Annotated in this window: 20 protein-coding genes and 1 pseudogene; 9 read left to right on the top strand and 12 right to left on the bottom strand. The window is 66.3% G+C overall.

Going from position 1 to position 24,483, the window contains the following annotated elements; all coding sequences use genetic code 11:
• Window positions 1–43: 43 nt before the first annotated feature.
• Window positions 44–1,660, bottom strand: coding sequence for an ABC transporter substrate-binding protein (locus tag EV560_RS16505; protein ID WP_131856884.1), 1,617 nt, complete (start codon window positions 1,658–1,660; stop codon window positions 44–46).
• 294 nt (window positions 1,661–1,954) lie between these two features.
• On the opposite strand from EV560_RS16505, the gene EV560_RS16500 reads away from it, so the two are divergent.
• The gene (locus tag EV560_RS16500; protein WP_131857258.1) at window positions 1,955–2,692 is read left to right on the top strand and encodes a GntR family transcriptional regulator; all 738 of its coding nucleotides are present in this window, start codon (window positions 1,955–1,957) and stop codon (window positions 2,690–2,692) included.
• Between the two features lie 87 nt (window positions 2,693–2,779).
• On the opposite strand, the gene EV560_RS16495 is transcribed toward EV560_RS16500, so the two are convergent.
• From EV560_RS16495 to EV560_RS16470, 6 genes and pseudogenes are all read right to left on the bottom strand, one after another.
• Window positions 2,780–4,237 (bottom strand): M20/M25/M40 family metallo-hydrolase, encoded by a 1,458-nt coding sequence (locus tag EV560_RS16495; protein ID WP_131856883.1) that lies wholly within the window; start codon window positions 4,235–4,237, stop codon window positions 2,780–2,782.
• Between the two features lie 28 nt (window positions 4,238–4,265).
• The gene (locus tag EV560_RS16490) at window positions 4,266–5,144 is read right to left on the bottom strand and encodes an ABC transporter permease (RefSeq protein WP_131856882.1); all 879 of its coding nucleotides are present in this window, start codon (window positions 5,142–5,144) and stop codon (window positions 4,266–4,268) included.
• A 31-nt stretch (window positions 5,145–5,175) separates the two neighbouring features.
• On the bottom strand, window positions 5,176–5,523 hold the full coding sequence (locus EV560_RS16485) for an ABC transporter permease (RefSeq protein ID WP_131856881.1): 348 nt from the start codon (window positions 5,521–5,523) through the stop codon (window positions 5,176–5,178).
• A 286-nt stretch (window positions 5,524–5,809) separates the two neighbouring features.
• Window positions 5,810–6,067, bottom strand: a pseudogene (locus EV560_RS36875) (ABC transporter permease); the annotation flags it as partial.
• Between the two features lie 130 nt (window positions 6,068–6,197).
• Window positions 6,198–7,862, bottom strand: coding sequence for an ABC transporter substrate-binding protein (locus tag EV560_RS16475; RefSeq protein WP_131856879.1), 1,665 nt, complete (start codon window positions 7,860–7,862; stop codon window positions 6,198–6,200).
• Window positions 7,863–7,920: 58 nt separating this feature from the next.
• Window positions 7,921–8,973, bottom strand: coding sequence for a D-2-hydroxyacid dehydrogenase (locus EV560_RS16470; protein WP_165923498.1), 1,053 nt, complete (start codon window positions 8,971–8,973; stop codon window positions 7,921–7,923).
• Between the two features lie 239 nt (window positions 8,974–9,212).
• Here EV560_RS16470 and EV560_RS16465 point away from each other — a divergent pair, with 239 nt between their 5' ends.
• Window positions 9,213–9,971 (top strand): SDR family NAD(P)-dependent oxidoreductase, encoded by a 759-nt coding sequence (locus tag EV560_RS16465; protein WP_165923497.1) that lies wholly within the window; start codon window positions 9,213–9,215, stop codon window positions 9,969–9,971.
• A gap of 15 nt (window positions 9,972–9,986) precedes the next feature.
• Entirely contained in the window at window positions 9,987–10,790 is an 804-nt protein-coding gene (locus tag EV560_RS16460) for an N-acyl homoserine lactonase family protein (RefSeq protein ID WP_131856876.1), read from the top strand.
• A gap of 151 nt (window positions 10,791–10,941) precedes the next feature.
• On the opposite strand, the gene EV560_RS16455 is transcribed toward EV560_RS16460, so the two are convergent.
• The 4 genes from EV560_RS16455 to EV560_RS16440 form a co-directional block, all read right to left on the bottom strand.
• The gene (locus EV560_RS16455; protein ID WP_131856875.1) at window positions 10,942–12,534 is read right to left on the bottom strand and encodes an ABC transporter substrate-binding protein; all 1,593 of its coding nucleotides are present in this window, start codon (window positions 12,532–12,534) and stop codon (window positions 10,942–10,944) included.
• Between the two features lie 76 nt (window positions 12,535–12,610).
• Window positions 12,611–13,288 carry an RraA family protein gene (locus EV560_RS16450; protein ID WP_131856874.1) on the bottom strand — a complete coding sequence of 226 codons (678 nt, stop codon included), beginning with the start codon at window positions 13,286–13,288 and terminating at the stop codon, window positions 12,611–12,613.
• A 162-nt stretch (window positions 13,289–13,450) separates the two neighbouring features.
• The gene (locus tag EV560_RS16445) at window positions 13,451–14,818 is read right to left on the bottom strand and encodes a sigma-54-dependent transcriptional regulator (RefSeq protein ID WP_248312084.1); all 1,368 of its coding nucleotides are present in this window, start codon (window positions 14,816–14,818) and stop codon (window positions 13,451–13,453) included.
• On the bottom strand, window positions 14,815–16,638 hold the full coding sequence (locus EV560_RS16440) for a sensor histidine kinase (RefSeq protein WP_131856873.1): 1,824 nt from the start codon (window positions 16,636–16,638) through the stop codon (window positions 14,815–14,817). The genes EV560_RS16445 and EV560_RS16440 overlap by 4 nt, the downstream gene beginning before the upstream one ends.
• 211 nt (window positions 16,639–16,849) lie before the next feature.
• On the opposite strand from EV560_RS16440, the gene EV560_RS16435 reads away from it, so the two are divergent.
• Window positions 16,850–18,184 (top strand): dicarboxylate/amino acid:cation symporter, encoded by a 1,335-nt coding sequence (locus EV560_RS16435; RefSeq protein WP_131856872.1) that lies wholly within the window; start codon window positions 16,850–16,852, stop codon window positions 18,182–18,184.
• 212 nt (window positions 18,185–18,396) lie between these two features.
• Here the strand turns inward: EV560_RS16435 and EV560_RS16430 are convergent, their stop codons facing one another.
• On the bottom strand, window positions 18,397–19,056 hold the full coding sequence (locus EV560_RS16430) for a hydrolase (protein ID WP_131856871.1): 660 nt from the start codon (window positions 19,054–19,056) through the stop codon (window positions 18,397–18,399).
• Between the two features lie 154 nt (window positions 19,057–19,210).
• On the opposite strand from EV560_RS16430, the gene EV560_RS16425 reads away from it, so the two are divergent.
• The 5 genes from EV560_RS16425 (at window position 19,211) to EV560_RS16405 (ending at window position 24,464) form a co-directional block, all read left to right on the top strand.
• Complete coding sequence (locus tag EV560_RS16425; RefSeq protein WP_131857256.1) at window positions 19,211–20,095, top strand: LysR family transcriptional regulator; 885 nt, start codon at window positions 19,211–19,213, stop codon at window positions 20,093–20,095.
• Between the two features lie 133 nt (window positions 20,096–20,228).
• Window positions 20,229–21,227 carry a LacI family DNA-binding transcriptional regulator gene (locus tag EV560_RS16420; RefSeq protein ID WP_131857255.1) on the top strand — a complete coding sequence of 333 codons (999 nt, stop codon included), beginning with the start codon at window positions 20,229–20,231 and terminating at the stop codon, window positions 21,225–21,227.
• Between the two features lie 49 nt (window positions 21,228–21,276).
• Complete coding sequence (locus EV560_RS16415; protein ID WP_131856870.1) at window positions 21,277–22,521, top strand: ABC transporter substrate-binding protein; 1,245 nt, start codon at window positions 21,277–21,279, stop codon at window positions 22,519–22,521.
• Window positions 22,522–22,680: 159 nt separating this feature from the next.
• Window positions 22,681–23,604, top strand: coding sequence for a carbohydrate ABC transporter permease (locus tag EV560_RS16410; RefSeq protein ID WP_248312083.1), 924 nt, complete (start codon window positions 22,681–22,683; stop codon window positions 23,602–23,604).
• Window positions 23,601–24,464 (top strand): carbohydrate ABC transporter permease, encoded by an 864-nt coding sequence (locus EV560_RS16405; protein ID WP_465247015.1) that lies wholly within the window; start codon window positions 23,601–23,603, stop codon window positions 24,462–24,464. The genes EV560_RS16410 and EV560_RS16405 overlap by 4 nt, the downstream gene beginning before the upstream one ends.
• The last annotated feature ends 19 nt before the right edge of the window (window positions 24,465–24,483 follow it).

Below are 24,483 nucleotides of genomic sequence, written 5' to 3'. Positions count from 1 at the left end.
GTCCGACTAGATGCTGCGGGCTGTCTGCGTCCTTGGACGCGTCTCAGCGCGCTTTGGCGACGTCCCTGAAGCGGGTCGTGTAGCCGGGGTGGAAGCGGTAGCCCTGGACGTCCTTGGCGACGACGTTGGTGATGACCACCTGCGAGAAGGGCTGCAGCGCGGGCACGACATCCTCGACCTTGCGCTGGATGTCCTCGTACATGCTCTTCTGCTTCTCGGGATCGCGCTCGAGCAGCGCCGTCTCGATGTCCTTGTTGAGCTCAGGGCTGTGGAAGGCCGCCCGCCAGCCCTGGAACGCCGACATCTTGGCCTCGTCGCTGTTGTCGGGGTTGAAGATCTGGCTGCGCAGGTTGGAATGCGGATGCGGGTCGCTGCCGCCGCCGCCCAGCCCGATGATCAGCTCGAACTCGCGCTTGCGCATGGCGCCGTAGACCTGCTCGCCATTGCCCATCAGGATCTGGGCGTCGATCCCGGCCTGGGCCATCGTGCTCTGCATCGCGGCGGCGACGCTCGGGAAAGGCGCGTCGGAGAGGACGCGCAGCGTCGTCTTGAAGCCGTTCGGATAGCCGGCCTCGGCGAGGAGCTGCTTGGCCTTGGGGACGTCGAGCTTGTAGTCCGGGTCGGGCAGGGAGCCCATCGCCTTCTTCTGGATCGGGCGCAGGTGCTTGATGCCGTAATAGGGCATCAGCGTGTTGTTGATGCCGTCATAGTCGACGAGATGGCGCAGCGCGAGACGCACGCGCTTGTCGGCGAATTTGGGGTCCTTCATGCTGGCGCCGAGATAGTAGACGGTGCCCATCACCGTGCTCTCGATCTGGACATTCTTGTTGTCCTTGAGCGCGCCGATATCGGTGGCGTTCATCGTCATCGCGATGTCGATGTCGCCGCGCTCGATGGCCAGGCGCTGCGCCTGTGATTCCGGCAGGTGGCGGTAGATCACACGACGCATCTTGGGCGCGCCGCGCCAGTAATCGGCGTTGCGCTCCAGGACGAGCGTGTTGTTGGGCTGCCAGTTCTGCAGCTTGAAGGCGCCGGAGCCGGCGCTGTTGGTCTTGAGCCAGGCGGCGCCGCGATCGCCGTCCTTCTCGTGCTGGGCGACGAGCTTGCGATCGACGGCGACTGCGCCGCCCATCGTGAGGTTGTAGAGCATCAGCTGCGGATCGGTCGGCGCCGGCAGCTTGATCTCGACGGTGAGCGGATCGGGCGCGGTGACCAGCTGGGTGACGTTGTCGGCGGTGAAGCCGAAGCTCTTCCAGAAGGTCGCCTGGCCGAGATTGAGCTGGAGGATACGGCGGAACGACCAGACCACGTCCTCGGCCGTCAAAGGGTTGCCGGACTGGAACTTGATCCCGTCGCGCAGCTTGAAGGTGAGGGTCTGGCGGTCGTCGCTCACGGTCCAGCTCGTCGCCAGGCCGGGCAGGATCTTGCTCTTGTCGGTCGGGTCGGTCTCGATCAGGTAGTCGTACATGTTGGCGATGTATTCCATCTCGGCGCCGTTCATGGCGCCGGGGTCCATCGTCAGGATGTTGAGCATGCTGAAGCCGAGGACGATCTGATCGGCGGGCGTCTTCGCCAGGCTTGCGCTCGGCGCGCCGCACAGGAGGGAGAGGGCGAGGCTGCCCGCCAGGGCACTCACGATTGTCCGAGAACGCGTTTCCATGTCTTCCTCCCAATTCCAATGCGCGTATTGCCGTATCGCGCTTACACAAGTCTTCGGCCTGGAGATCACGCCGCGGCGCCAATGATCCCGTGTGGTGTTGCCAGGCGAAATCTTTCCTCATCGGCGTGAATACGCCGGGGAGCACGCCCGGATACGGCCCGCGCCTGTTCGGCCGATAAGCCCTGCCGTATTCGCCCGCTGGAGCGAAACAACCAGGCCATGCCGACGGGCCTACTTTCAACTGATTGGTGTTTGGTGTTTCCTGACCTCGGATTCGCCGTGGCATTCAGCGCCATGGCATTGTATGGTAGTGTGGACAACGCGACACCAGCTGTCAAGGAGGATCATGTGCTCGGCACAGGCAACGACAAGGGATCGACCGCGCTGCAATTGGAAGCCGAGCTGAAACGCGCCATCGTCGCCATGGAATTGCGGCCGGGGACGCGGCTGTCGGAGGCCGATATCGCGGAGCGCCACGGCGTCTCGCGGCAGCCGGCGCGCGAGGCGTTGATCAGCCTGGCGCGGACGAAGCTCGTCCATGTCCTGCCGCAGCGCGGCACAGTCGTGGCCAAGATCTCGGTGAGCCAGATGATGCAGGCCCGCTTCGTTCGCGAGGCGGTCGAGACGGCCGTGGTGCAGCGCGCCTGCGCCTCGTTCGACAGCAGCGTGCGCGAGCGCATTTCCGGACTCATCGCCATGCAGGAGCAGTTTGCCCTGGCCGACGACCACGCGAGCTTCCAGCGCTACGACGAGATGTTCCATGCCGCCCTGTGCGAAGGCGCCGGCTGCCCGCTCGCCTGGGAGGCTTTGCGGGACATCAAGTCCCACATGGACCGTCTCTGTCAGCTCACGATCGCGGATCGCACTGCGATGCTGCCGCTGATCGAGCAGCACCATGCCATCATGACGGCGATCGATGCCCGCGATGCCGAGGCGGCAGCCGCCGAGATACGAAAGCATCTGACGGAAATCCTGCGGACGCTCCCCAGGATTGAGGCCGAGCACGCCGACCTGTTCGAATATCGAACTTGAGCAGGGCGCGCCGGGATCAGATCCGGCAGCGTCCGGTCTCCATGTCTGGACCGCGGCCGGCTTGCACGAGCATTATTGTGTCATCAGCTACGCTTCGGCTGCGAAAGCGTGGATGAGGTCGACATAGTAGCGCTCGATCGTTGCCAGGCCCGCGACCTTGCCGTCGCCCTCGACCACCAGGAACTCGTCGCTGGTCGCCATGCGCGCGCCGTGGCCCGGCGAGCCGCCCTGTAGCGAGGGAATGCCGAGGACCTTGGCGAAATGCGCCCAGGGGCCGCCGAAGCCCTGCACCGGCCAGATCGTATGCTTGCAGCTGTAGGCATCGAGCGTTGCCAGCGTGGCCCGGATCAGGCTGGATTCGACCGAGGTCTGATACCAGTCATAGGCGGCCATGACCTTGATCCCGATATCGGGAAAGCCGGCTGAATCGAGATGGCGGCGGATGATCGCGATGATGTCATGCGCGCCGGTCTCGCTGATCACCCGCAGGTCGCAGGTCGCGGTCGCCGTATCCGGCAGCAGGAAGGATTTGGTGCCGGGTCCGGTATAGCCGCTGCGCAACCCGCTGATGTTGAAGGAGGCGCCATACATGTAGCGCTGCAGCAGATCGGCGGGCGACATCTCCTCCTTGAAGGTCTTCACCGGGAATTGCGGTGCGAGGCCGGGGATGAAGCCGTTGGGGTCCTTGCCGTCGACGCTGGCGCGCATCGTGTCCAGCAGCGGGCGCTCCCAGTCGGCGATCGGCTTCTCCTGCGCCATGATGGCGGCGAGCTCGGGAATGGCGATGGTCCGGCCGGTCGCGTCGGTCATGGAGGCCATGGCGTGGAGCAGGCGCCAGGCGGGATTGTCGACGATGATGCTGGTGGCGCTGTGGACGGCGCCGCCCTGCGGGCCGAGACCAGAATTCTGCGTGGAGGCCGTGAACTCCAGATAGATCAGGCCCTTGTAGCCCAGTGTCATGCTGACGCCGCCGCCCGCATCCTGCGCCGTCTTGGGACCGTAGAGCGCCGTGGCCCTGGCCAGCCGGTCGCGATAGCGTTCGACGAGCTTGCCGTAGTTGGGGCTGCCGAGGAGTTCGGCCCCCTCGATCAGGAAGAGCAGGTTCACCGGCAATTCGCCGTCGACGGCGAGGATCGAGGAGACGGCGTTGATCCAGGCTTGCAACGGCCCCTTCTGCGCCGCGGCGCCGCGGCCGAGAACGACCTTGGGAAAGCCGCCGAACGGGATCGCCTCGCCGGAGAAGGCCGGATGCGTCCAGGGCTCGGTGCCGACGGGGCGGACATCGTAATGGCCGTAGATCAGCAGGGTCGCCGGCTTGCCGCAATCGACCGCGCCCCAGACGCCGGGGTAATCGTCGCCGACATCGACCACCTCGGCTTCCGTGAACCCGGCCGCCGCCATGTTGGCGACCAGCAATTCGGCGCATTCGCGCAGGCCGGACTTCTCCAGGCTGACGCTCGGTTGCCGGACGAGGCGCTGGATATTGGCGACATGCGCGTCGAGATGGGCGTCGATATGGTCGTGGATGGCCTCGCGGTTGGTCATGACGTCACTTTCGTTCGGGTGGCGAGCGTCAGCCGCTCTTCTTGGCTCCGAAGCGTGGGAGCCCCATCAGTGCCTGGCGCCGGCCCTTCAGCTTCGGGTTCAGCGTCTCCTGCAGCGTATCGCCGACGAGATTGGCCGAGAGCACGAAAAGGAACAGCGCGACCGATGGGCCGATGATCAGGTAGGGCGCGCTGGTCAGCACCTCCTTGGCCTCGTTCAGCATCTGGCCCCATTCGGGCGTCGGTGGCTGGACGCCGAGGCCGAGATAGCTCAGTGCCGCCGTATTCAGCACGAAGACCGGCAGGGTGAGCGTCGCCTGGACGATGATGGGGGTCGAAATATTGGGCCAGATATGGCGCCGGAGGATGCGGGGCCAGGTCGCGCCGGCGGCGATCGCCGCCTCGACATAGAGCTCCTCCCGAGCCGACAGCGTGACACCGCGTGCGACACGGATGAATTGCGGCATCTGCGATAGGCCGAGCGCAATGACGACGCCCTGCTCGGACGGGCCGGCGACGACGACGATGACGATCGCCAGCAGGATGATCGGGAAGATCAGCATGATGTCGGTGGCGCGCATCACGACGGCGTCCCAGACTCCGCCGCGATAGCCGACGAACATGCCGAGTGGCACGCCGAGCACGACGGCGAAGAGGATCGACGAGATGGCGATCTTGGTCGTCACCTGCGTCGCCAGAATGACCCGGGACAGCACGTCGCGCCCGAACTGGTCGGTGCCGAGCCAGTTCGCCCAGGATGGCGGCCGCATCCCCTGGCGCAGGTTGATCCGGAACGGGTCGCTCGGCGTGATCCACTGCGCCGTCAGCGCCACGATCAGGAGCGCCAGCAGCACAAAGGCGAAGAACAGACCGACACGGTCCCGGGCGAAGCTGCGCAGAAACTCCATCAGCGCACCGCGCCTTGCAGGCAGGCCAGGTTCACAGTGAAATCCTCGGATCGAACCACGTGTAGAGAATGTCGACGATCAGGTTGAGCGTGATGAAGATCATCGCGAAGAAGAAGATCGACGCCTGGATGATCGGCAGATCGCGCGTCAGCACGGATTCGACCATCAGGCGGCCGAGACCGGGCCAGTTGAAGATCGACTCGATCACCACCGAGCCGCCGAGCGTGTGCCCGAAGCCCAGGCCGAACAGCGTGATGATCGGCAGGAAGGCGTTGGGCAGGGCATGCGTCATCACGATCCGCCATTCCGCCACGCCCTTGGCCCGCGCGGTGACCACGAACTCCTTGCCGAGCGCGTCGATCATGCAGGAGCGCACCATGCGCGAAGATCGCCGCCTGATAGGAGCCCAGCGTCACCACCGGGAGGACGTAATTGGCCCAGCTCTCCTTGCCGGCGATCGGCAGCCATTCGAGATGGACACCGAAGAAGTAGATGCCGGCGATTCCGGTGACGAAGACCGGCAGGCAGATGCCGACGAGCGAGCCGATGGTCACCATCTTGTCGAGGGAGCTGCCCCAGAGCGTCGCCGACAGGCAGCCGAGCGTCAGGCTGACGGCGACGGCGAAGATCATGGCGAGCGTGGCGAGCTGAGCCGTGTTCAGAACCCGTCCCAGCACGATGCCCAGGACGGGCTGGCGGTTGTAGTTCGAGACGCCGAAATCGCCGAGCAGGACATGGCCCATATAGGTGCCGTACTGGACGTGCAGCGGCCGGTCGAAACCATAGGCCTTGCGGATTCCGTCGACGACATCCTTCGGCGCATTGTCGCCGGCCAGCAGGACGGCGGGGTCGCCCGGGATCATGTGAAAGAGCGTGAACAGGAAGGTCAGGAGCAGGAAGCCCGCGAGGATGATGAAGCCCATCCGTCCGATGATCATTCTCAGCACGGCGTGACGTCCTGGTAGGCCAGCAACGAGGCGGGCGAGCGGAAAGACGAAGCCATGAGGGCACCGGCAAGGAGCCGGCCGGCACCCTCGTTTTGGGGCGACCGGCTCAGCGTTTCACCCCCTGGCGCTCCATCTCGGCCTTGTCGAACCAGGCGAAATGAGCCGGATAATTGTCGACCGCCAGGATTTCGTCGCCCTTGAGATAGGTGCGACCGGCGAGGCCGAGATTGAGCGTCGGCAGGTAGATCACGGGCGCCGTCACCAGGAGCCGCGCCATCCACTGCTTGACCAGCTCGCCACGCTTGGCCGGGTCGGTCTCGATATGCGCGGCGTTGGCGATACGGTCGATCTCGGCATCCGAGAAGAACATCCGGTTGGCGCCGTAGGGCTTCCAGGCATTGGTATGCGTGAAATACATCATCGGCTGGTCGGGATCGGCCGTCGGAATGCCCCAGGACAGGAGCGCCATGTCGTATTTCGCGTCGTCGGGCCCCTGGTTCGTCGCCGCGCTGAACGCGGCACTCTCCATCACCGTGAGCTCGACCGTGATGCCGATCTGCTTGAGGAAGGTCTGGAGCAGCTGGGCAATCTGATAATCGCCCTTGGTGGCACCGCGCGGCGTGAACAGCTTCAGCTTCACGGCCTGGCCCTGCGGGTCCTTAAGCACCCCACCGGCGAAGGTGTAGCCGGCCTCCTTCATCAGCGCGATCGCCTTGTCGGGATCATAGGGGAAGATCGTGTCCTCGCCCGGCGCACGCATGTCGGTATAGTGGACGACGCCTTGCATCAGCGTCGGTGCCGTCATCAGCGACGCGCCGCGTCCGGCGAACACGCTCTCCACGATACCGGCCTTGTCGATGGCGTAGTTCAGCGCCTTGCGGACGGTCGGATTGGCGAGCATCGGGATCTTGTGGTTCAGCACGACATAGAACTGCCGCGTGCTCGGCACGGTGCGCACCAGCACGTTCTTGTTGCGCTCCAGCCTGGCCAGCTCGAGATCGCCGAGCTGCACCGTGCGGTCGATCTCGCCGCGCTCCAACATGGCGGTGCGCGTCGCGGCGTCGGGGACGATCACGATCTTGACGCTGTCGAAATAGGGCTTTCCGGCCTGCCAATAGTCCTTGTTCTTCTCGAAGATCGTGTACTCGCCCTTGACGAACTGCGTGTGGACGAAGGGGCCGGTGCCGACGACCTTGGTCGCCATCCCGGCCTCGCCGACGGCCTTGTAGGTCGTCGGGCTGAAGATGCAGAGCGGGCGATAGGCCAGCGTCGGCAGCAGGGCAGGGAACGGCGCCGAGAGATGGAACGACATCTCGTATTCGGAATCGGCGGTGGCGCGCTCGAAGCCCTCGAGCAGCGGCAGGTAGATGAACTTCTTCGCCTTCGCCTCATTGAAGACGAAGGCCGCGGCCTCGGCGTTGAACGGGCTTCCGTCGTGGAACTTGACGCCCTCCTGCAGCTTGAACGTCACCGTCTTGCCGTCCGGCGAGACCGTCCAGCTCTTGGCGAGCAGCGGCTTGATCTCGTTGCTCGCGTTCAGGTCGACCAGCGTCTCGCAGGCATGCAGCCAGACATCCTGCCCCGACTGGTCGGTGCTGCGGCCCATGAAGAGGGTGAACTTCTCGCCCGACTGCGCATAGATCAGCTGGCCGCCATATTGAGGCTTTCCGGCATCCTGGGCCAAGGCGGCGTTCGGAATGAAGGCGGCGCCTGAAGCGAGGCCGCCGGAGATGGCGAGCGCCGCAAGCCATGCAGTCAGTTTCGGCAGCATGATCTGTCCCTTCCATGGTTGCCGGTCCGCGGGCGCCACGGGCGACCGCGAGCCGCGTTCAGTACATTTGCGCCTTGTCGAGGATATTGGTCATTTCGGAGGTTCGTCCCGCCAGGAACAGCGGGATATTGCGGCAGAAGATGTCGGTGATCGCCGCGTTCTCGCCGGCGACGGTGCTGGCGGAATGCGGCGAGACCAGAACATTCGGCAGGTCCCAGAGCGGCGAGCCGTCCGGCAGCGGCTCGACCCGCGCGACATCCAGCGCCGCCAGGCCGATCGCGCCCGAGCGCAGCGCTTCGATCAGCGCCTCCTCGTCGACGAGCTGGCCGCGCCCGATATTGACGAAGACGACGCCGGGCTTCATGCGCGCGATGACGGCGCGGCTGATCATGCCGTCCGTCGCGGGCGTATGCGGCGCCGCGAGCACGACCGCATCCGCGCGGGCGACCAGCCGCTCCAGCTCACCGAGCCCGTGGACCTCGTCGGCATGGAGTTCCGTCCGTCGATCCTGCGAGGGCCGCCGCACCAGCGCCAGCACGGTCATGCCGAAGGCCTTCGCGAAACGACCGACCTCGGCGCCGACCTTGCCGGCGCCGACCACCAGCAGGGTCTGCCCTGCGAGCGAGATGCCGCAATAACGCTCCCAGCGGTGCCCGGCCTGCTCGCTCTTCAGGAAAGGATAGCGCTTGGCCTGGAGCAGCAGCGCCATCACCGCGAACTCCGCCAGCGGCCTGGCATGGACGCCGCGTGCCGTCGTGACGATGAGATCGCTGTCGGCGAGGCCGAAATCCCTGACCATCTGGCCGACGCCTGAACTCGTCGTCTGGACCCAGCGGACATGAGGAGCGAGCGAAAGCGCGCCGCCATTCCCCACAGGCCCGCCCGGGAAATCCCAGAGAATGGTGGCGCGCGCGAGATGCTCGCGCCAGCGCGTCTCCTGCCCGGCATCGCGCCGGAAAGCCGGATCGCCCTTGTGGTCGGCGATGTAGCGGACAGGCGGCAGCAGGTCGGGCTCGTAGATCACCTCGACCGCGTCCGTCGCGGCGGCACGGATGCTCTCCACATGCTCCGGCTCGATCGGCGAGGTGAGGAAAATCCTGTGCTTGTCCATCATCTCTCAAGGCCAGCGAGCGGTGCCTGCACCAGGCAGGGATCGTGCCATTTGGGTCTAAATCGGCGCGCTTCGCAATGCCCAGTCCGCATGCTGCCAACAGGCGGAGCACGCACCCCCGAAGCGCGGGCGTCTTGCATGCCGGGGCGTCGTCGGGCGACAGTGCGGGACAGAGTCGACGGGTCGATCAGGCCCCCGCAACGACCGGCCAGCCGGTCTGCCATCACAGGACTTGCGCCGTGACGCTTGCATCATCGACCGCGCTCGTAACCGGCGCGGACAGCCAGGGCATCGGCCGGGCCGTCGCGCTCGCCCTCGCGGCGGCCGGCGCCGACGTCGCCCTGCACTGGTATCGCAGCCGCGAGCTGGCGGACGAACTCGCCGCCACGATCAGGGGCATGGGGCGCCGTGCGGCGCTGGTCCATGCCGACATGGGCGATGCGGCGGCGGCCCGCGCCGCCGTCCGCGACGCGCGCGACGCGCTCGGTGGTCTCGGCATCCTCGTCTGCAACGCGGCGAGGATCCAGCGCAAGGCCTTCCTCGAGATCACGGACGAGGACTGGGCCGGCATCCATGCCGTCAACCTGCACGGCTATTTCGCCTGCGCGCAGGAGGCGGCGCGGATCATGGTCGCGCAGGGCGAGCCCGGCCGAATCGTCATGGTCTCCTCGGTGAACCAGGCCCATGCCAACCCGGATATCGCCCATTACGTCGCCACCAAGGGCGGCGTGATGATGCTGGGCCGGGCGATGGCGCTGGAACTGGCGCCGTACGGCATCACCGTCAACCTCGTGGCTCCCGGCACCATCGAGACCGACATCAACCGGCACATGCTGGCCGACCCCGAATTCCGGGCCCGCAAGCTCGCGCCCGTGCCGCTGCGCCGCGCCGGCCTGCCCGAGGACGTCGCCGGCGCCGTGACCTATCTCGCCAGCGAGGCCGCCTCCTACGTCACTGGCGCCACGATCGTCGTGGATGGCGGCCTGACCATCACCTGAACGAAAGCTGCTGCGATGACCACGCTCCCTGCCGGCGACCATCCGGTCCACGAGGTCCATGCGATCCGTTTCGCGCATCACGCGCCGCGCCGCCGGGTCGAGAATTTCCTCGGCGGCGATGCCCATGACGGGCCGATGCCGTTCGACTATTTCGTCTTCGTCATCAAGGGCCCGGCCGGCGCCGTCATCGTCGACACCGGCTTCAATGCGGAGGTCGCCCGCAAGCGCGGCCGCGAATTCCTGCGCTGCCCCAGCGACGGCCTGCGCTTGCTCGGCATCGATCCGCAGACCGTCGCAGACGTCGTGCTGACGCATCTGCATTACGACCATTCGGGCAACCAGGACCTGTTCCCGAAGGCGCGCTTCCATCTGCAGGCAGCCGAGATGGCCTATGCGACCGGGCCCTGCATGTGCCACGGCATGCTGCGCGGCGGCTATGATCCGCACGACATCGCGGAGACCGTCCGCAAGCTGTTCGAGGGGCGCGTCGTCTATCACCAGGGCGAGGGTGTGGTCGCGCCCGGCATCACGCTCCACCGTGTCGGCGGGCACACCGACGGCCAGCAGGTCGTGCGCGTGATGACGCGCAAGGGCTGGCTGGTGCTGGCCTCGGACGCGACCCATTTCTTCGAGAATTTCGAGCGCAACATCCCCTTTCCCTGGGTCTATCACGTCGGGGCGACGCTCGAGGGCTTCCGGCGCCTGCGCGAGCTCGCCGCTGCCGAGGCATTGGTCATACCGGGTCATGATCCGCAGATCATGACCCGCTTCCCGCCCTCCACGGCCGAGGCGAAGGGAATCGTCGCGCGCCTCGATTGAGTGGCTCCGCCCGAACGGGCCGGCCCTCGGCAAGAGCATTTTCGAACGAAGTGGATACCGGTTCGCGTGAAGAAAGTGCGCTAAAACAGAGGGATAGAGTATTTCCACGCTTCGGGGACGCGCGGAAATACTCCAGTCGGGCGGCTTCGCCTCAGTTCGGTTTCGCCGGCACGACGTCCATCGCCAGCGTCTCCTCGTCGCTGCGCAGACGCACCGTCTGGGCGCGATCCCGCCAGAGTGCCCAGCCGTATTTGATGACGGTCAAGGGGAAGGTGGCACGGTCCTTCACGAACAGCGCCCCCGCCTCGCTGAGCTGAGCCCGGCGCTTGGTATCGTCGAGTTCGCTGCCGGCGCTGTCGATCAGCTTGTCGACGGCGGGATTGGCATAGCCGCGCCAGTTGAACTGTCCGAGCTTGCGCTCCGCATCGGCGGAATGGGCGATCGCGGACAGGGTGTAATAGGCCTCGCCGGTGATCGTGCCCCAACCGGCCATCGTCGCCGAGAGCTCGCCGCGCGGCCGCGCCGAGAACAGGATGCTGACCGGAACGCCGTTGGCCTGCACCTCGACGCCGACCCGTGCCAGCATCTGCACCAGCGTCGTGCCGATCTCGCGATCCCCCGGCAGACGATCGACGGTGAAGCTGAGGGTGAACTTGAACCCGTTGGGATAGCCGGCTTCCGCGAGCAATTGCCGCGAGCGCGCCAGATCGGCCTTCACTTCCGGAATCTCCGGATTAAAGCCGAAGATGCCCTGCGAGACCAATTGCGTCGCGGGCGAGCCCATACCGTCCATGGCGATCTCGACGAGCTGGCGGCGGTCGATGGCCAGATCCAGAGCCTCGCGCACGCGCGGATCGCGGAACGGATTGGCGGCGAGCGGCGAGCCGTCCTTGGCGCTGACCTGCGGCGTCTTCTCGCGGAGGTCGAGATCGAGCAGGAAGACGAAGATGGTGTCCTGGGTCGGGACACTGAGCTTGCTGTCCTTCGCCAGCGCCGCGACATCAGTCGCGGAGACGCGTGCGATCATGTCGACCTGGCGGGCGCGCAACTGCGCGACGCGGGCGGCGTCGTTGGAGATTTCCTTGCGGACGACGCGCTGCCAAGGCTGGGGCCCGGCCCAGTAGCCGTCGAAACGGTCGAGCGTCAGATCGGCCTTCGGCGTCCAGGAGACGAACTTGTAGGGGCCGGTGCCGATCGCGGCCTTGCCGGAGTTGAAGGCCTCGTTCGCGGTCTCCCGCGTCAGGCCGGCGGCCGCCTTCGAGGAGACGATGAACAGGCGCACGAGATCGCTGGGAAGGGTCGGCGCGGCGCTGTCGGTGACGAGATGCACCGTATGGCTGTCGATGATCCGCACCTCCTTGATGCGGCGGGTGTAGAGCGTCGCCGGATTGGGGCCGGTGACGTTCGGAATACGCTCGATCGAGAATTTCACGTCCTCGGCGGTGAACTCCGAACCGTCGTGGAACTTCACACCCTTGCGCAGCTTGAACTCCCAGGTCGTCGTGTCGATCGGCTTCCAGGATTCGGCCAGGCTCGGCTCGACCTGCAGCTTCTCGTTCGAGCGGACCAGCGTGTCGAAGACATGCTTGAGCGCCTCCACATGGACGCCGAGCGCGCTGTAATGCGGGTCCATCGATTCCGGCCCGGCCCGGACGCCCATGTTGAGAGTCTGGGCCGATACGGCACTGGCGCCGATCAGGCCAGCGGCCAGCGACGTGATTTTCAGAAAGCGCATCAGCGACATGACGTGGTCCCCCTTATGATCCCCTCACGACTCGTCGACAGGCCACGCAGCTGAGCGGGCGCGGCCGTTCCGACGGTCAGGTCCCGGCCTTCATGGCCTCGAGCACCATTTTGGTGGCGCCGGAAATATCTCCGAGCTTCTCGCCGGCCTTGACCCGCTCCTGATTGCGTTCGCCGCGCTCCTGGCGGGCGATGGCCGCATCGGCGATGGCCTCGGCTTCCGCCACGGGCAGGACGAGCACGCCGGATTCATCGGCCAGGATGACGTCCCCGGCACTGACCGGGACATTGCCGCAGGAAATCGGCCGGTTCATCGTGCCGCCGAGATTGTAGAGCCGGGTGGTGATCGGCGTCATGCCGCGGCACCACATCGGAAAATCCGAATCCTCGATCTCGGCGAGGTCCGTGCAGGGCCCGTCGACGATGCCGCCGATGGCGCCCGCCGCCTTCGCGGCAATCGTGACGCCGCCGCCCCAGCAGGCGTGCTTGTCATCGCCGAGCCTGTCGACGACGAGGATGTCGCCGGGGCGCAGCAGGCCGAGCGCGTGATGGAGCAGGGTCGAATCCTGCCCTGGGATCGCGAGCGTCACGGCCGCGCCCGCGATCCGCTTGCCGCGAAGCAAGGGCTGGATGCCGCGATCCATGAAGCCCCAATGCCGTGAATGCCCGACTGTCGCGGTCTCGACGCGCTGGAGTTTGGCCACCAACGCCGCGGAAAGCTGCGGCGGCATCGGGTCGATCAGATAGTCGGGCATCGGCGTCTCCGGGCGTAGCGGCAGGTCAAGCTCTGGCTCCCTGCCAGAATGCGGACTCATAAGACGCGCGGCGTCAAGGATGGAAACGAGCCAAGGCCTGGCCCAGGGCCGAAGCGCCTCCCGGGGAATACAATCGGAAGACGGTCTTTGCGCCTGGAAGCCTTATTCAGTCACCACATAGGAGGCCCGGTCGATGCCGTGGCGGACGAGCTTGTCGTAGAACGTCTTGCGCGGGATGCCCAACATCTCGAGGGTCGCGCGGACATCGCCACGATTGGCCTCCAGCGCCTCCCGGATCAGGTTGGCCTCGATCGCATTCAGACGCTCGGGCAGGCTCGCCGCGGCGACATCGTCCTGCACCGGGGCTGCCGGTGTATCGGCGGTGACGCCGAGCGCCACCCGCTCCGCGAAATGGACGAGTTCGCGGACATTGCCCGTCCATGCATTCTCGACGAGATGGCGCTCGACGCTGCGATCCAGCATCGGCACCTCGCGCCCATATTTCCGGGCGGCGCGGGCGAGGAACTGGGCGAAGAGCAGCGGCACGTCGCGGCGGCGCTCGCGCAGCGGAGGAATGCGCAGGGTCACGACATTGAGGCGGTAATAGAGGTCCTCGCGGAAATCGCCGCGCTGCGCGGGGTCTCCGAGATCGAGCTTCGTCGCCGCGACGACGCGCAGATCGACGCGGCGCAGATCGTTCGAGCCGAGCGGCGTGATCTCGCGCCCCTCCAGAACCCGCAGCAGCTTGACCTGCGCCGCCGGTGGCATGCTTTCCAGCTCGTCGAGGAAGAGCGTGCCGCCGCTGGAATGCTCGATGCGGCCGATGCGCTTCTTCTGCGCGCCGGTGAAGGCGCCGGCCTCGTAGCCGAACAACTCGCTCTCGATGACGCTTTCGGGCAGCGCGCCGCAGTTCAGGGCGACGAAGGGCTTGTCGCGGCGCCGGCCCTGCCGGTGCAGCAGGTTGGCGACGACCTCCTTGCCGGTGCCGGTCTCGCCCAGGACCAGCACGTCGACATCGATATCGGCGAGATCGCGGATGGTCTGGCGCAGGCGGATGATCGCAGGCGCTTCGCCGAGCAGAGCGGTGTCGTCGCCCGGTGCGGCGGCGAGCGCGCGCAGCCGCCGGTTCTCGATGACGAGCGCGCGTTTCTCGACCGCCCGGCGCAGGGTCTCGACCAGACGATCGGTCGAATAGGGCTTGGCAATGAAATCATAGGCGCCCTCGGTCATCGCACCGACCGCCATGGCGATATCGGCGTGGCCGGAGATCACCACCACCGGGATATCGGCGTCGAGCGCGCGCAGGCGCCTGAACAGCGCGATGCCGTCCATGCCGGGCATGCGCACGTCGGTGACGACGACGCCGGCATAGTCCTCGCCGATGCGCTCGAGCGCCGCCTGGGCGGAGGCAAGCGGGACCGCTGCGAAGCCCGCGAGGCGCAGCGCCTGGGCGTTGGCGTCGCGCAGATCCGGATCGTCGTCGACGAAGGCGACCTCGATCATGGCCTTGGCGCTATCGGGATCGGTCATGCCGCTCTCTTGAGGCTGATCGTGAAACTGCTGCCCTGGCCCGGGGTGCTCGTGGCCGAAAGCGTGCCGCCGAAGGCGGAGACGATGTCGTGCGAGATCACCAGCCCGAGGCCGAGTCCACGTGGCTTGGTCGTGCGAAATGGCGTGAACAGCGCAGCCAGTGCCTCGTCGTCGAGGCCCGGCCCATTATCGGTGATGGCGATGTCGACCACCTCACCCTGGAGCGCGATGTCGATAGCGAGCCGGGGCGCCCGCGCGCCGTTCTCCTGCGCCATGGCCTCGATCGCATTGCGCATCAGGTTGACGAGGATCTGCTCCAGCTCGACCGGGCGGGCCAGCACCGAAACCGGGCTAATCAGCGCGGGTATCACCGGCACGATTCCGGCCTGGCGCAGCGCGGCGTCGAGGATCATCAGCGCGCCGTCGATCGCCTCCTTGAGGTCGACCGGCCCGAGCGGCCCGCCGCCCCGCCGGGCAAAGCCGCGCAGCGTGTCGGTGATGGCGCCGATGCGCTCGGTCAGCCCGACGATCCTGGCGAGCGCGCCGTCCGCACTGGCCGGATCGGCCCGGCCGAGAAAGGTCCGGGCGTTCTCGGCATAGGTGCGCATCGCGGCGAGAGGTTGGTTGATCTCATGGGCGACGCCGGCCGTGACCTGGCCCAGGGTCGCGAGCCGATTGGCCTTGGCCAGTTCCTCGCGCGCGTCGGAGAGGCGCTCCTGCGCCCGGGTGTGCTCCGCCATCTCCTCGACGAGCCGCTTATTCGCACCGGCCAGTGCCGATGTGCGCTCGGCGACACGGCGTTCCAGCTCGGCCTTGACCTGCGCCTCGGCGCTGAGCCGGGCGAGATTGACCTGCCGGCGGCGCAATGCAAGTGCGCCGAGAGCCGCGCCGGGCATGAGCAGGAGCGCGACCAGCGTCTGCAGCCTGGCCCGGTCGTCACGGATCGCCCGGTCCACCGGCATGAGCACTTCGAGCTGCCAGTCCGTGGTCGGGACGGGGAGGCGCGCGGCGACATGCGTGCCGGCCGCCGCGTCCGTGCCGCGCACGACTTCGCTGTCGCTCCGCAAAGGCAGCGGCGTGAGGGGAGCGGCTCCGAATTGCAGGGATTGCCGGATTTCCGCCGCGACATTCGGCGCGAGCGCGTTCTCGACCTGGAATCGCCAGTCCGCCACGGTGGAGAGCAGCACGACGCCGCGGCTGTCGACGATATAGGTCTCGCCGCCCAGCGCCCGCCAATCGGCCTCGACCTGGTCGAACTCGACCTTGACCACGATGACGCCGAGCGCATTCCCGCCCTCGTCATCCAAACGACTGGTAATATAGAGGCCAGGGCGCTTGCTGACGGTGCCGAGCGCGAACTGCTCGGCCGTGCCGCCCGCGACTGCGCCGCTGAAATAGTCGCGGAACGCATAGTCGTTGCCGACGAAGCTGGTCGGCTCCCGCCAGTTGCTGGCGGCGATGGCGACGCCATCCTTGCCGAGGGCGTAGATCACCGCCGCCCGCGTCTCCCGCGCGATCGCCTCCAGCTTGAGGTCGAGCGCGTGCCGGTCTCCATCGACCAGGGCCGAGCGCACATCGGGATCGCGCGCCAGGATCACCGGCAGCGCGCGCTGCTTCTCCAGCTCGCCGCGCAGGATGGCGAGCGCCAGCGTGCCGGCATCCTCGGCGCGGGCGCGCGTCGTCGCTATGGCACGGTTTCGGCCGATATCGCCGGCGATCACCAAGGCGGTGATGGCGATGACGGCGATCAGGAGCGCGAAGGCGATCCAATGGCGCCTCGCATCTCGTCGATCGCGCTCCTCCGGCAAGGATCTGGCCATGCCCCATGATGTGCGAGATTCCGCACAAAGCAAGCAGGTCTTGTGCGGCCAGTCGCCAGAATGTGAATCCGGAAGTGGGTCGATGAGAACCAAGTATCTGAATTTATTTGCTTAATCAGTTATCGCTCACCTGGCATGGCGATTGCCAAGGCGTGGCCCAGCGGCGTCCAGAACAGCAAGAACACCGCGAGCCAGCCCCAAGGAGGAAGCCATGGCGATCACCATCGACCAGGCGCCGGCCCAGCCGGCCCGACCCAGAAAATTCTATCAGCATCTCTATGTGCAGGTGCTCGCGGCCATCGCGGCCGGCATCCTGCTCGGCCATTTCTGGCCCGAGCAGGGCGCGGCCCTCAAGCCGCTCGGCGACGCCTTCATCAAGCTAGTGAAGATGATCATCGCGCCGGTGATCTTCCTGACGGTCTCGACCGGCATCGCCGGGATGAGCGACATGCAGAAGGTCGGGCGCGTCGCCGGCAAGGCGATGATCTACTTCCTGACCTTCTCGACGCTGGCGCTGGTCGTCGGCCTCGTGGTCGGCAATGTCGTGCAGCCGGGCAGCGGCCTGCACATCAATCCCGCCAGCCTCGACATGAAGTCGGTGCAGGGCTACGCGACCCAGGCCCATGACGCCAGCGTCGTCGGCTTCCTGCAGAACATCATCCCGAACACGATCGTCGGCGCCTTCGCCTCCGGCGACATCCTGCAGGTGCTGTTCTTCTCCGTGCTGTTCGGCCTGTCGCTCTCGCTGGTCGGCGAGCGCGGCAAGCCGGTGCTCGACTTCCTGCAGGCGCTGTCGGCGCCGATCTTCAAGCTGGTCGCGATCCTGATGAAGGCCGCCCCGCTCGGCGCTTTCGGTGCGATGGCCTTCACCATCGGCCGCTACGGCATCGGCTCAGTCGCGAATCTCGCAATGCTGATCGGCACCTTCTACCTGACCTCCGCGATCTTCGTGCTCATCGTGCTCGGCGCGGTCGCCCGCTATAACGGCTTCTCGATCCTGGCGCTGATCCGCTACATCAAGGAGGAGATCCTGCTGGTGATCGGCACCTCCTCCTCCGAGGCGGCGCTGCCGACGCTGATGGAGAAGCTGGAAGCCGCGGGCTGCAAGCGCTCCGTCGTCGGCCTGGTGGTGCCGACCGGCTATTCCTTCAATCTCGACGGCACCAATATCTACATGACGCTGGCGGCGCTGTTCATCGCCCAGGCGATGGACATCCACCTGCCGCTCGGCGACCAGATCCTGCTGCTGCTCGTCGCCATGCTGAGCTCGAAGGGCGCGGCCGGCATCACCGGAGCAGGCTTCATCACGCTCGCGGCGACGCTGTCGGTCGTTCCGGCCGTGCCTGTCGCGGGCATGGCGCTGATCCTCGGCATCGACCGGTTCATGTCGGAGTGCCGGGCGGTGACCAACTTCATCGGCAATGCCGTCGCGACGATCGTGGTGGCGCGCTGGGAGGGCGAGCTCGACCAGGAGCAGCTTCGCGCGGCCCTCAGCGGCAACGTGCCGGACCCGCTCGACGAGCCCCTGCTGACCCCGGCCGAGTGACAGCGCCGGCTCCCGCGGCGTGACAGCGGCTGGAGCATTTTCGAGCGAAGCGGACACCGGTTCGCGCGAAGGAAATACATCGGCACAAATCGTTGGAGCATCTCCGCGTTTCGGAGACATGCGGAGATGCTCCAACGGGGGATGACGAGGCGCGATGAACGATCGGCGTTTCGGCGCCGCCCCGTTCCGCAACGCGTCATTCCCTGCTGAGGTCAGCGGGCCGTTTCGGCGCGCGGCACCGGCGTGTTGAGCAGCTGCTGCTCCCACAGATAGGCGATGCCGCTTCCGGCTGCATGCTGCTTGATCACTTCGGTCAGCGCGCCTGCCGTTTCGGTGCGGGCCCAATCGCGCTGCCATTCAGCGGCCAGCGCCAGCCAGGTCATCATGTTTGCCCCAGCAGCGATCATGCGCTGGATCGCGACCTGGTGCGCCTCGACGGAGACGGCGCCCGAAGCGTCGGTGATCACCGTCACATCCCAGCCTTCGCCGAGGGCCTGGATCACCGGCATTGCGACACAGATTTCGGTCCACAGGCCGGCAATGATCAACTGCTTGCGGCCTGTCGCCTTGGCTGCATCCACCACCTTCGGATCCTCCCAGGTGTTGATGAATGTCCGGTCGATAACCTCCTGGCCGGGGAACACGTCGGTGATCTGCGGGAAGATGAGGCCGCCTCGATCGGCGACCACGCTCGTCAGGATGGTGGGGACGCCGAAGGCTTTGGCGGCCTTTGCCAGAGCCGCGGCATTATTGACCACCATCTGCGGGTCGTGGCTGTTCAAATTCGCGAGCTGGTAGGGCTGGTGGTCGATCAGAACGAGTACCGACTCCTCGGGACGAAGGAGTGAAGTGAGCCCGTTACGAAATGTCATCGATGCATCCTCTGTTGCCGGCTTGGATCGAGCCGGGTCGCCGGTAGGCCTGCGCCGACTGCGGCGCTGCCAGGACGCGGACACTGTCATTGCGATTCGGGATACGATAGCGCTGTCCTCCTGCACGCTGTGTCGCGCAAAGGGGAACGCCGAATTGGAAATCGAGGAACTCCGGACATTCGTGGAGGTCGCTGACTCAGGCGGCGTTTCGCCCGCCGCGCGTCGGCTCGGCGTCTCCAAATCGATCGTCAGCCGGCGGCTCATCCGGCTCGAAGCGGAACTGGGCGTTCAACTTCTGGCACGATCCACCCGCGGCGCCGCGCTCACGGAGGCCGGGATCACGTTTCGGGACCATGCGGCCAGGGCTTGCGCCGAAATCGATGCGGCCAGGGAAACGATCCTGCCGGCGGGTGATCTTCGCGGGCGCCTGCGAGTCGCGGTGCCGCTATCCTTCGGGCCGACCCACCTTGCTCCCGTTCTGGCGGAGATGGCCAGGCGCCATCCGCTGCTCCACGTCCATACCGTCTACAGCGATCGCTTCGTCGACCTCATCGCCGAGGGTTTCGATTGCGCGATCCGGGTCGGCTATCTCCAGGATTCGACGCTGGTCGCACGACGTGTCGGGCCGATCTATGGAAAGCTGCTCGCGAGCCCGGATTATATCGAAGCCCATGGCTGCCCCGAGAAACCTGAAGAGCTCGCCGGCCATCAGGCCCTGATGCAGGGCACGGAAACCTGGCAGTTCCTCGATGGCGACAAAGTCGTCACGGTTCATCCGCGGGGGCGGTTCAAGGCGGATAATGCGGTCGCTCTCTGTGCCGCCGCATTGGCCGGGCTTGGCATTGCCTGGATACCCGATGGCATCACCCGGGATCATGTCGCGTCCGGCGCGCTCGTCCCGATCATGACATCCTACCCGCCGCCTCCGGCTGGTGTGTATGTCATCCGCCCGCCAGGCCAGCAGCCGGCACGGAAAGTCCGTGTCCTCACCGAAATGCTGATCGAGTGTTTCGAGCAGTCTTCAGTCGCCACGAGCTGAGGCGGCTGAGCGCCCGACTGCGAAAGCTGCCTTCCGCATGGCCCTCATTGTGAGAAACCGTTTTCTCATTGCGTGGCTTGCGCGATCTTGGTATGAGAAACCGTTTTCTCAATCGAGGTTGGCCGTGTCGGTTATGGTGCCGGGCGAACGTGTGACGATCTACGACGTGGCTGAGGCCGCGCGCGTCAGCACGGCGACGGCGTCGAAGGCGCTCAACGATTCCGGGCGGATGGCGGTCGAGACGCGGGCGCGCATCAAGCGCGTGGCGCAGGAGCTCGGCTTTCGCCCCAATTCGCTGGCGCAGAGCCTGACCCGCAAGCGGAGCTTCACGGTCGGGCTGTTGACCAATGACAGTTACGGCCGCTTCACCCTTCCGGTCATGGCCGGCATCTCCGAAGGCCTGATCGACCATGGCGTCTCGGTCTTTCTCTGTGCGGTCGGGGACAAACCCGAGCTGGCGCAGGTCCATGTCGAGGCCATGCTCGACAAGCGGGTGGACGGCATCATCGCGACCGGGAAACGCGTCGACAGGCCGTTGCCCGTAGATCTCTCCAGGATGCCGGTCCCGGTCGTCTATGCGCTCACCGCTGGCCCGGAGGAGGGGCTCACGATCCTCCCTGATGATCGGCAGGGGGCGGGGGAGGCCGTCCGGCACCTGCTCGCGCAGGGGCGCCGGCGCATCGCCCATATCACCGGACCCAGGGATTTCGAGGTCGTCCACGAGCGCGCGCTCGCCTGCGCGCAGGTCCTGGCGGAGACCGCGGGCGCAAGCGATGCGGGAGCTCTCTACGGCTCCTGGTCCGAGCATTGGGGGCACGAGGCCGTCGCCGAGCTGTGGTCGCAGGCGCAGCGGCCGGATGGCATCTTTTGCGGCAACGACCAGATCGCGCGCGGCGTCGTCGACGCGTTGCGCGAGCGCGGCGTCAGCGTGCCCGGCGATGTCTCCGTGGTCGGCTTCGACAATTGGGAGATCGTCGCCAAGGAGACGCGCCCGCCGCTGACGACGGTCGACATGAACCTCAAGGAACTGGGTCGACAGGCGGGGCTCGCGCTCGTCCGTCTCGTGACGGGCGAGCCCGTGGACAAGGGAATCTGGCGGCTGCCCTGCAGCCTGATCGTACGCTCATCCTAACCATCAAGAATGGCCGCCAAGAACGCGGCCGCATCCGGAGGAGACGCAAATGAAGGGATTCAAGGCAGCCTTGCTCGCCCTCGTCGCGATGCAGGCATCGGCGGGCGTGGCGCTCGCTCAGCAGAAGCTGACGATGTGGTCACGCTCCAGCAGCGAGGCCTTCATGCCGGCGCTGGTGAAGGCGTTCAACGCCGCGCACAAGACGCAGATCGAGCTGCAGATCGTGCCCAACAGCGAGATGGTGCAGAAATACGCCATCTCGGCCGCCGGTGGCTCCGCTCCGGACCTGCTCTCGCTCGATCTCGTCTATACGCCGGCCTTCGCCGCCTCGGGGCAGCTCGAGGACCTGACCGATCTGGTCAAGGGCTTCCCGTTCTTCGAGAACCTGTCCAAGGCCCATCTCGGCGCCGGCACCTATGAGGGACGCATCTACGGCGTGCCGATGTCGGCCGACGCCTCGGTCATGCTGTGGAACAAGAAGCTGTTCCGCCAGGCCGGGCTCGACCCCGAGAAGGGGCCGACCAACTGGGCCGAGATCGAGGACTATGCCGGCAAGGTCAACGCGCTCGGCGGCGACATCCGCGGCTTCTACTTCTCCGGCGCCTGCGGCGGCTGCAACGCCTTCACCTTCATGCCGCTGGTCTGGGCCTCCGGCGGCGAGATCCTCGTCGACGGCGCAAAGCGCGCGACGTTGAACACGCCGCAGATGCGCGATGCCGTGGCGCTCTATCGCGGCCTCGTCGCCAAGGGCTACGTGCCGGAAAGCGCCAGGACGGATCCGGGCGCCAATTTCTTCGGCGGCTTCGCCACCGACCGGATCGGCATGTCGCCAATCGGCGCCTTCGCGATCGGCAACCTCGTCAAGAACTACCCCAATGTCGAATTCGGCGTCACCTTCCTGCCCGGGAAGGCGGGCGGCAAGGCCTCCTTCGCCGGCGGCGACAATTTCGTCGTCACGGCAGGGCGCAAGAACCTGCCGGCCGTGCGCGAATTTCTGACCTTCGTCTATTCGCTGGAAGGCCAGACCCTGCTCGCCCGGCTGGGCAGCCTGCCGACGCGGGCCGATGTCGCCGCGGAGGCGGTGAAGCCGCTCGACCAGCGCTATCTCACGGCGACCGAAGCGATGAAGATCGGCAGGACCCCGTCCTCGCCCGTCTACAATGACATGATCAACAGCAGCACCGGCCCGTGGAAGCAGATGCTGAACGAGGTCTTCTTCGGCAACGATGTCGAGGGCTCGCTGGTCAAGGCCGAGAAGACGATGCAGTCGATCATCGACTCCTCCGGAAAATAGCCGGGCGCTCCTCTCTAATGCATCGGCCCGAAACGTGGATTGCGGTTTTCGGAAGCGCCGATGCTGAAACAAGAACTCGGATCATCGGACCGATGATCTGACGCAAGCGTCCGGGCGGCTCGCCGCCCGGACCGGCCACAGCCTCGCCGGATGAGCCCGATGACCCAGCAGCAGATGATACAGGGACGATCGTCGCGGCGCACAAGCGCGCGCCTGCGTCGCAAGCAACTCGCCGGCCTCCTGTTCGTGGCTCCGGCGGTGCTGCTGGTGATCGTCTTCTTCCTGCTTCCGTTGGGGATGGCGTTCTGGATGTCGCTGCACAACTGGCCACTGCTCGGCCGGTCCCGCTTCATCGGCTTCACCAACTACCTCAACCTGATGAACGACCAGCGCTTCTGGGGCGCGATGCGCTTCACCGGCTACTACACGGTGATCGTCACCATCGCGATCTTCGCGGTCGCCTTTCCGCTGGCGCTCTTCGTCGAGAAGGCGCGGCCGCTGACGAAACTCTACCGCACCGCCATCTTCCTGCCGGTGGTCGTGGGCTTCGGCTCGGCCAGCCTGCTCTGGGCCTGGCTGATGAATGTCGATGTCGGGCTGTTCTCGCCGCTGGCCTATCGGCTCGGACTGACGGAGAAACCGGTCAATCTGCTCGCCAGCTTCGACACGACCTTCTGGTCGATCATCGTCATGGTGGTCTGGAAGACGGCCGGCTTCAACATGATCATCCTGCTCACCGGCCTGCAGGGCATCTCCTCGGAGGTGCAGGAGGCGGCGCGAATGGACGGCGCCTCGTCCTGGCAGCGCTTCCGCCGCATCACGCTGCCGCTGATGCGGCGGACCATCGCGCTGGCGCTGATCCTCTCGGTCGCCGGCTCGGTCCTGGCCTTCGACCAGTTCTACATCATCGCCGATGGCGGGCCGCAGAACAGCACGGTCACCGCCGTCTACTGGATCTTCAGCCAGTCCTTCGTCTCGTTCCGGCTGGGCTATGGCGCCGCGATGTCAATGGTGCTGCTGGCGATCCTGGTCACGATCAGCGTCGTGCAGCTGCGGTTGCTGCGCACGCCGGAGGGCGCGTGATGTCCCGCAAGGCCGCCACCGCCCGCCGCAAGGCCTGGCAAGCCACGCGCTACCACGCCGCCGGGCTGTTCATCTCGTTGCTCTTCGTCGCGCCGATCGCCTGGAGCGCATTGGTCAGCTTCAAGCCCTCTTCCGAGGCCGCGCGTCCGCCGCTGCCGCCCTGGCCGGTCGAGGGCTTCAGCACGCAGAGCTACGAGAACCTCGCGAAATACGGGGTCGGCATCTGGACCTATGCCGGCAACAGCCTGACCGTCGCCGCCGCGACCGTGGTCGTCACCGTGATCATCAGCCTGCTCGCGGGCTACGGCTTCTCGCGCTTCCAGTTCCCGCTCAAGAACGTGCTGTTCGTGCTGATCATCTCGACCGTGATGATCCCGTTCCAATCGATCCTGACGCCGCTCTTCCTGATCCTGACCTGGCTCGGCCTGCAGAACACCCTGCCGGGCATCGTCCTGATCTATGTCACGCTGCATCTGCCCTTCTCGATCTTCATGATGCGCAACGCCTTCGACGCCGTGCCGAAGGAGATCGAGGACGCGGCGCGCGTCGATGGCGCATCGGTCTTGCTGATGCTGCGCAGGGTCATGCTGCCGCTGGTGCTTCCGGGCGTCGCAACGGTCGCGATCTTCGCTTTCCTGGCCTCCTGGAACGAGTTCCTGGCGGCGCTGATCCTGCTGACCGACCAGAAGAAATACACGCTGCCGGTGATGATGGCCGCCGTCCGCTCGGGCCAGTTCGGCACCATCGACTGGGGGGCGGTGCAATCCGGCGTGATGCTGATGATGGCGCCGTGCCTCGCCCTCTTCCTGCTGCTGCAGCGCTACTACATCCGCGGACTCACCGCGGGCGCAGTCAAGTGAACCTTTCCACGACATCGAC

Source organism: Allobosea sp. BK604, from assembly GCF_004341515.1.
GTDB lineage: Bacteria > Pseudomonadota > Alphaproteobacteria > Rhizobiales > Beijerinckiaceae > Allobosea.
This window is presented reverse-complemented; position numbering and strand designations above follow the sequence as displayed.

Bases quoted from the DNA above. Each gene is read 5' to 3' on its own strand.
- EV560_RS16505 (WP_131856884.1), bottom strand. From the start codon at position 1,660: ATGGAAACGCGTTCTCGGACAATCGTGAGTGCCCTGGCGGGCAGCCTC.
- EV560_RS16500 (WP_131857258.1), top strand. From the start codon at position 1,955: ATGGCATTGTATGGTAGTGTGGACAACGCGACACCAGCTGTCAAGGAG.
- EV560_RS16495 (WP_131856883.1), bottom strand. From the start codon at position 4,237: ATGACCAACCGCGAGGCCATCCACGACCATATCGACGCCCATCTCGAC.
- EV560_RS16490 (WP_131856882.1), bottom strand. From the start codon at position 5,144: ATGGAGTTTCTGCGCAGCTTCGCCCGGGACCGTGTCGGTCTGTTCTTC.
- EV560_RS16485 (WP_131856881.1), bottom strand. From the start codon at position 5,523: ATGGTGCGCTCCTGCATGATCGACGCGCTCGGCAAGGAGTTCGTGGTC.
- EV560_RS16475 (WP_131856879.1), bottom strand. From the start codon at position 7,862: ATGCTGCCGAAACTGACTGCATGGCTTGCGGCGCTCGCCATCTCCGGC.
- EV560_RS16470 (WP_165923498.1), bottom strand. From the start codon at position 8,973: ATGGACAAGCACAGGATTTTCCTCACCTCGCCGATCGAGCCGGAGCAT.
- EV560_RS16460 (WP_131856876.1), top strand. From the start codon at position 9,987: ATGACCACGCTCCCTGCCGGCGACCATCCGGTCCACGAGGTCCATGCG.
- EV560_RS16455 (WP_131856875.1), bottom strand. From the start codon at position 12,534: ATGTCGCTGATGCGCTTTCTGAAAATCACGTCGCTGGCCGCTGGCCTG.
- EV560_RS16450 (WP_131856874.1), bottom strand. From the start codon at position 13,288: ATGCCCGACTATCTGATCGACCCGATGCCGCCGCAGCTTTCCGCGGCG.
- EV560_RS16445 (WP_248312084.1), bottom strand. From the start codon at position 14,818: ATGACCGATCCCGATAGCGCCAAGGCCATGATCGAGGTCGCCTTCGTC.
- EV560_RS16440 (WP_131856873.1), bottom strand. From the start codon at position 16,638: ATGGCCAGATCCTTGCCGGAGGAGCGCGATCGACGAGATGCGAGGCGC.
- EV560_RS16435 (WP_131856872.1), top strand. From the start codon at position 16,850: ATGGCGATCACCATCGACCAGGCGCCGGCCCAGCCGGCCCGACCCAGA.
- EV560_RS16430 (WP_131856871.1), bottom strand. From the start codon at position 19,056: ATGACATTTCGTAACGGGCTCACTTCACTCCTTCGTCCCGAGGAGTCG.
- EV560_RS16420 (WP_131857255.1), top strand. From the start codon at position 20,229: ATGGTGCCGGGCGAACGTGTGACGATCTACGACGTGGCTGAGGCCGCG.
- EV560_RS16415 (WP_131856870.1), top strand. From the start codon at position 21,277: ATGAAGGGATTCAAGGCAGCCTTGCTCGCCCTCGTCGCGATGCAGGCA.
- EV560_RS16410 (WP_248312083.1), top strand. From the start codon at position 22,681: ATGACCCAGCAGCAGATGATACAGGGACGATCGTCGCGGCGCACAAGC.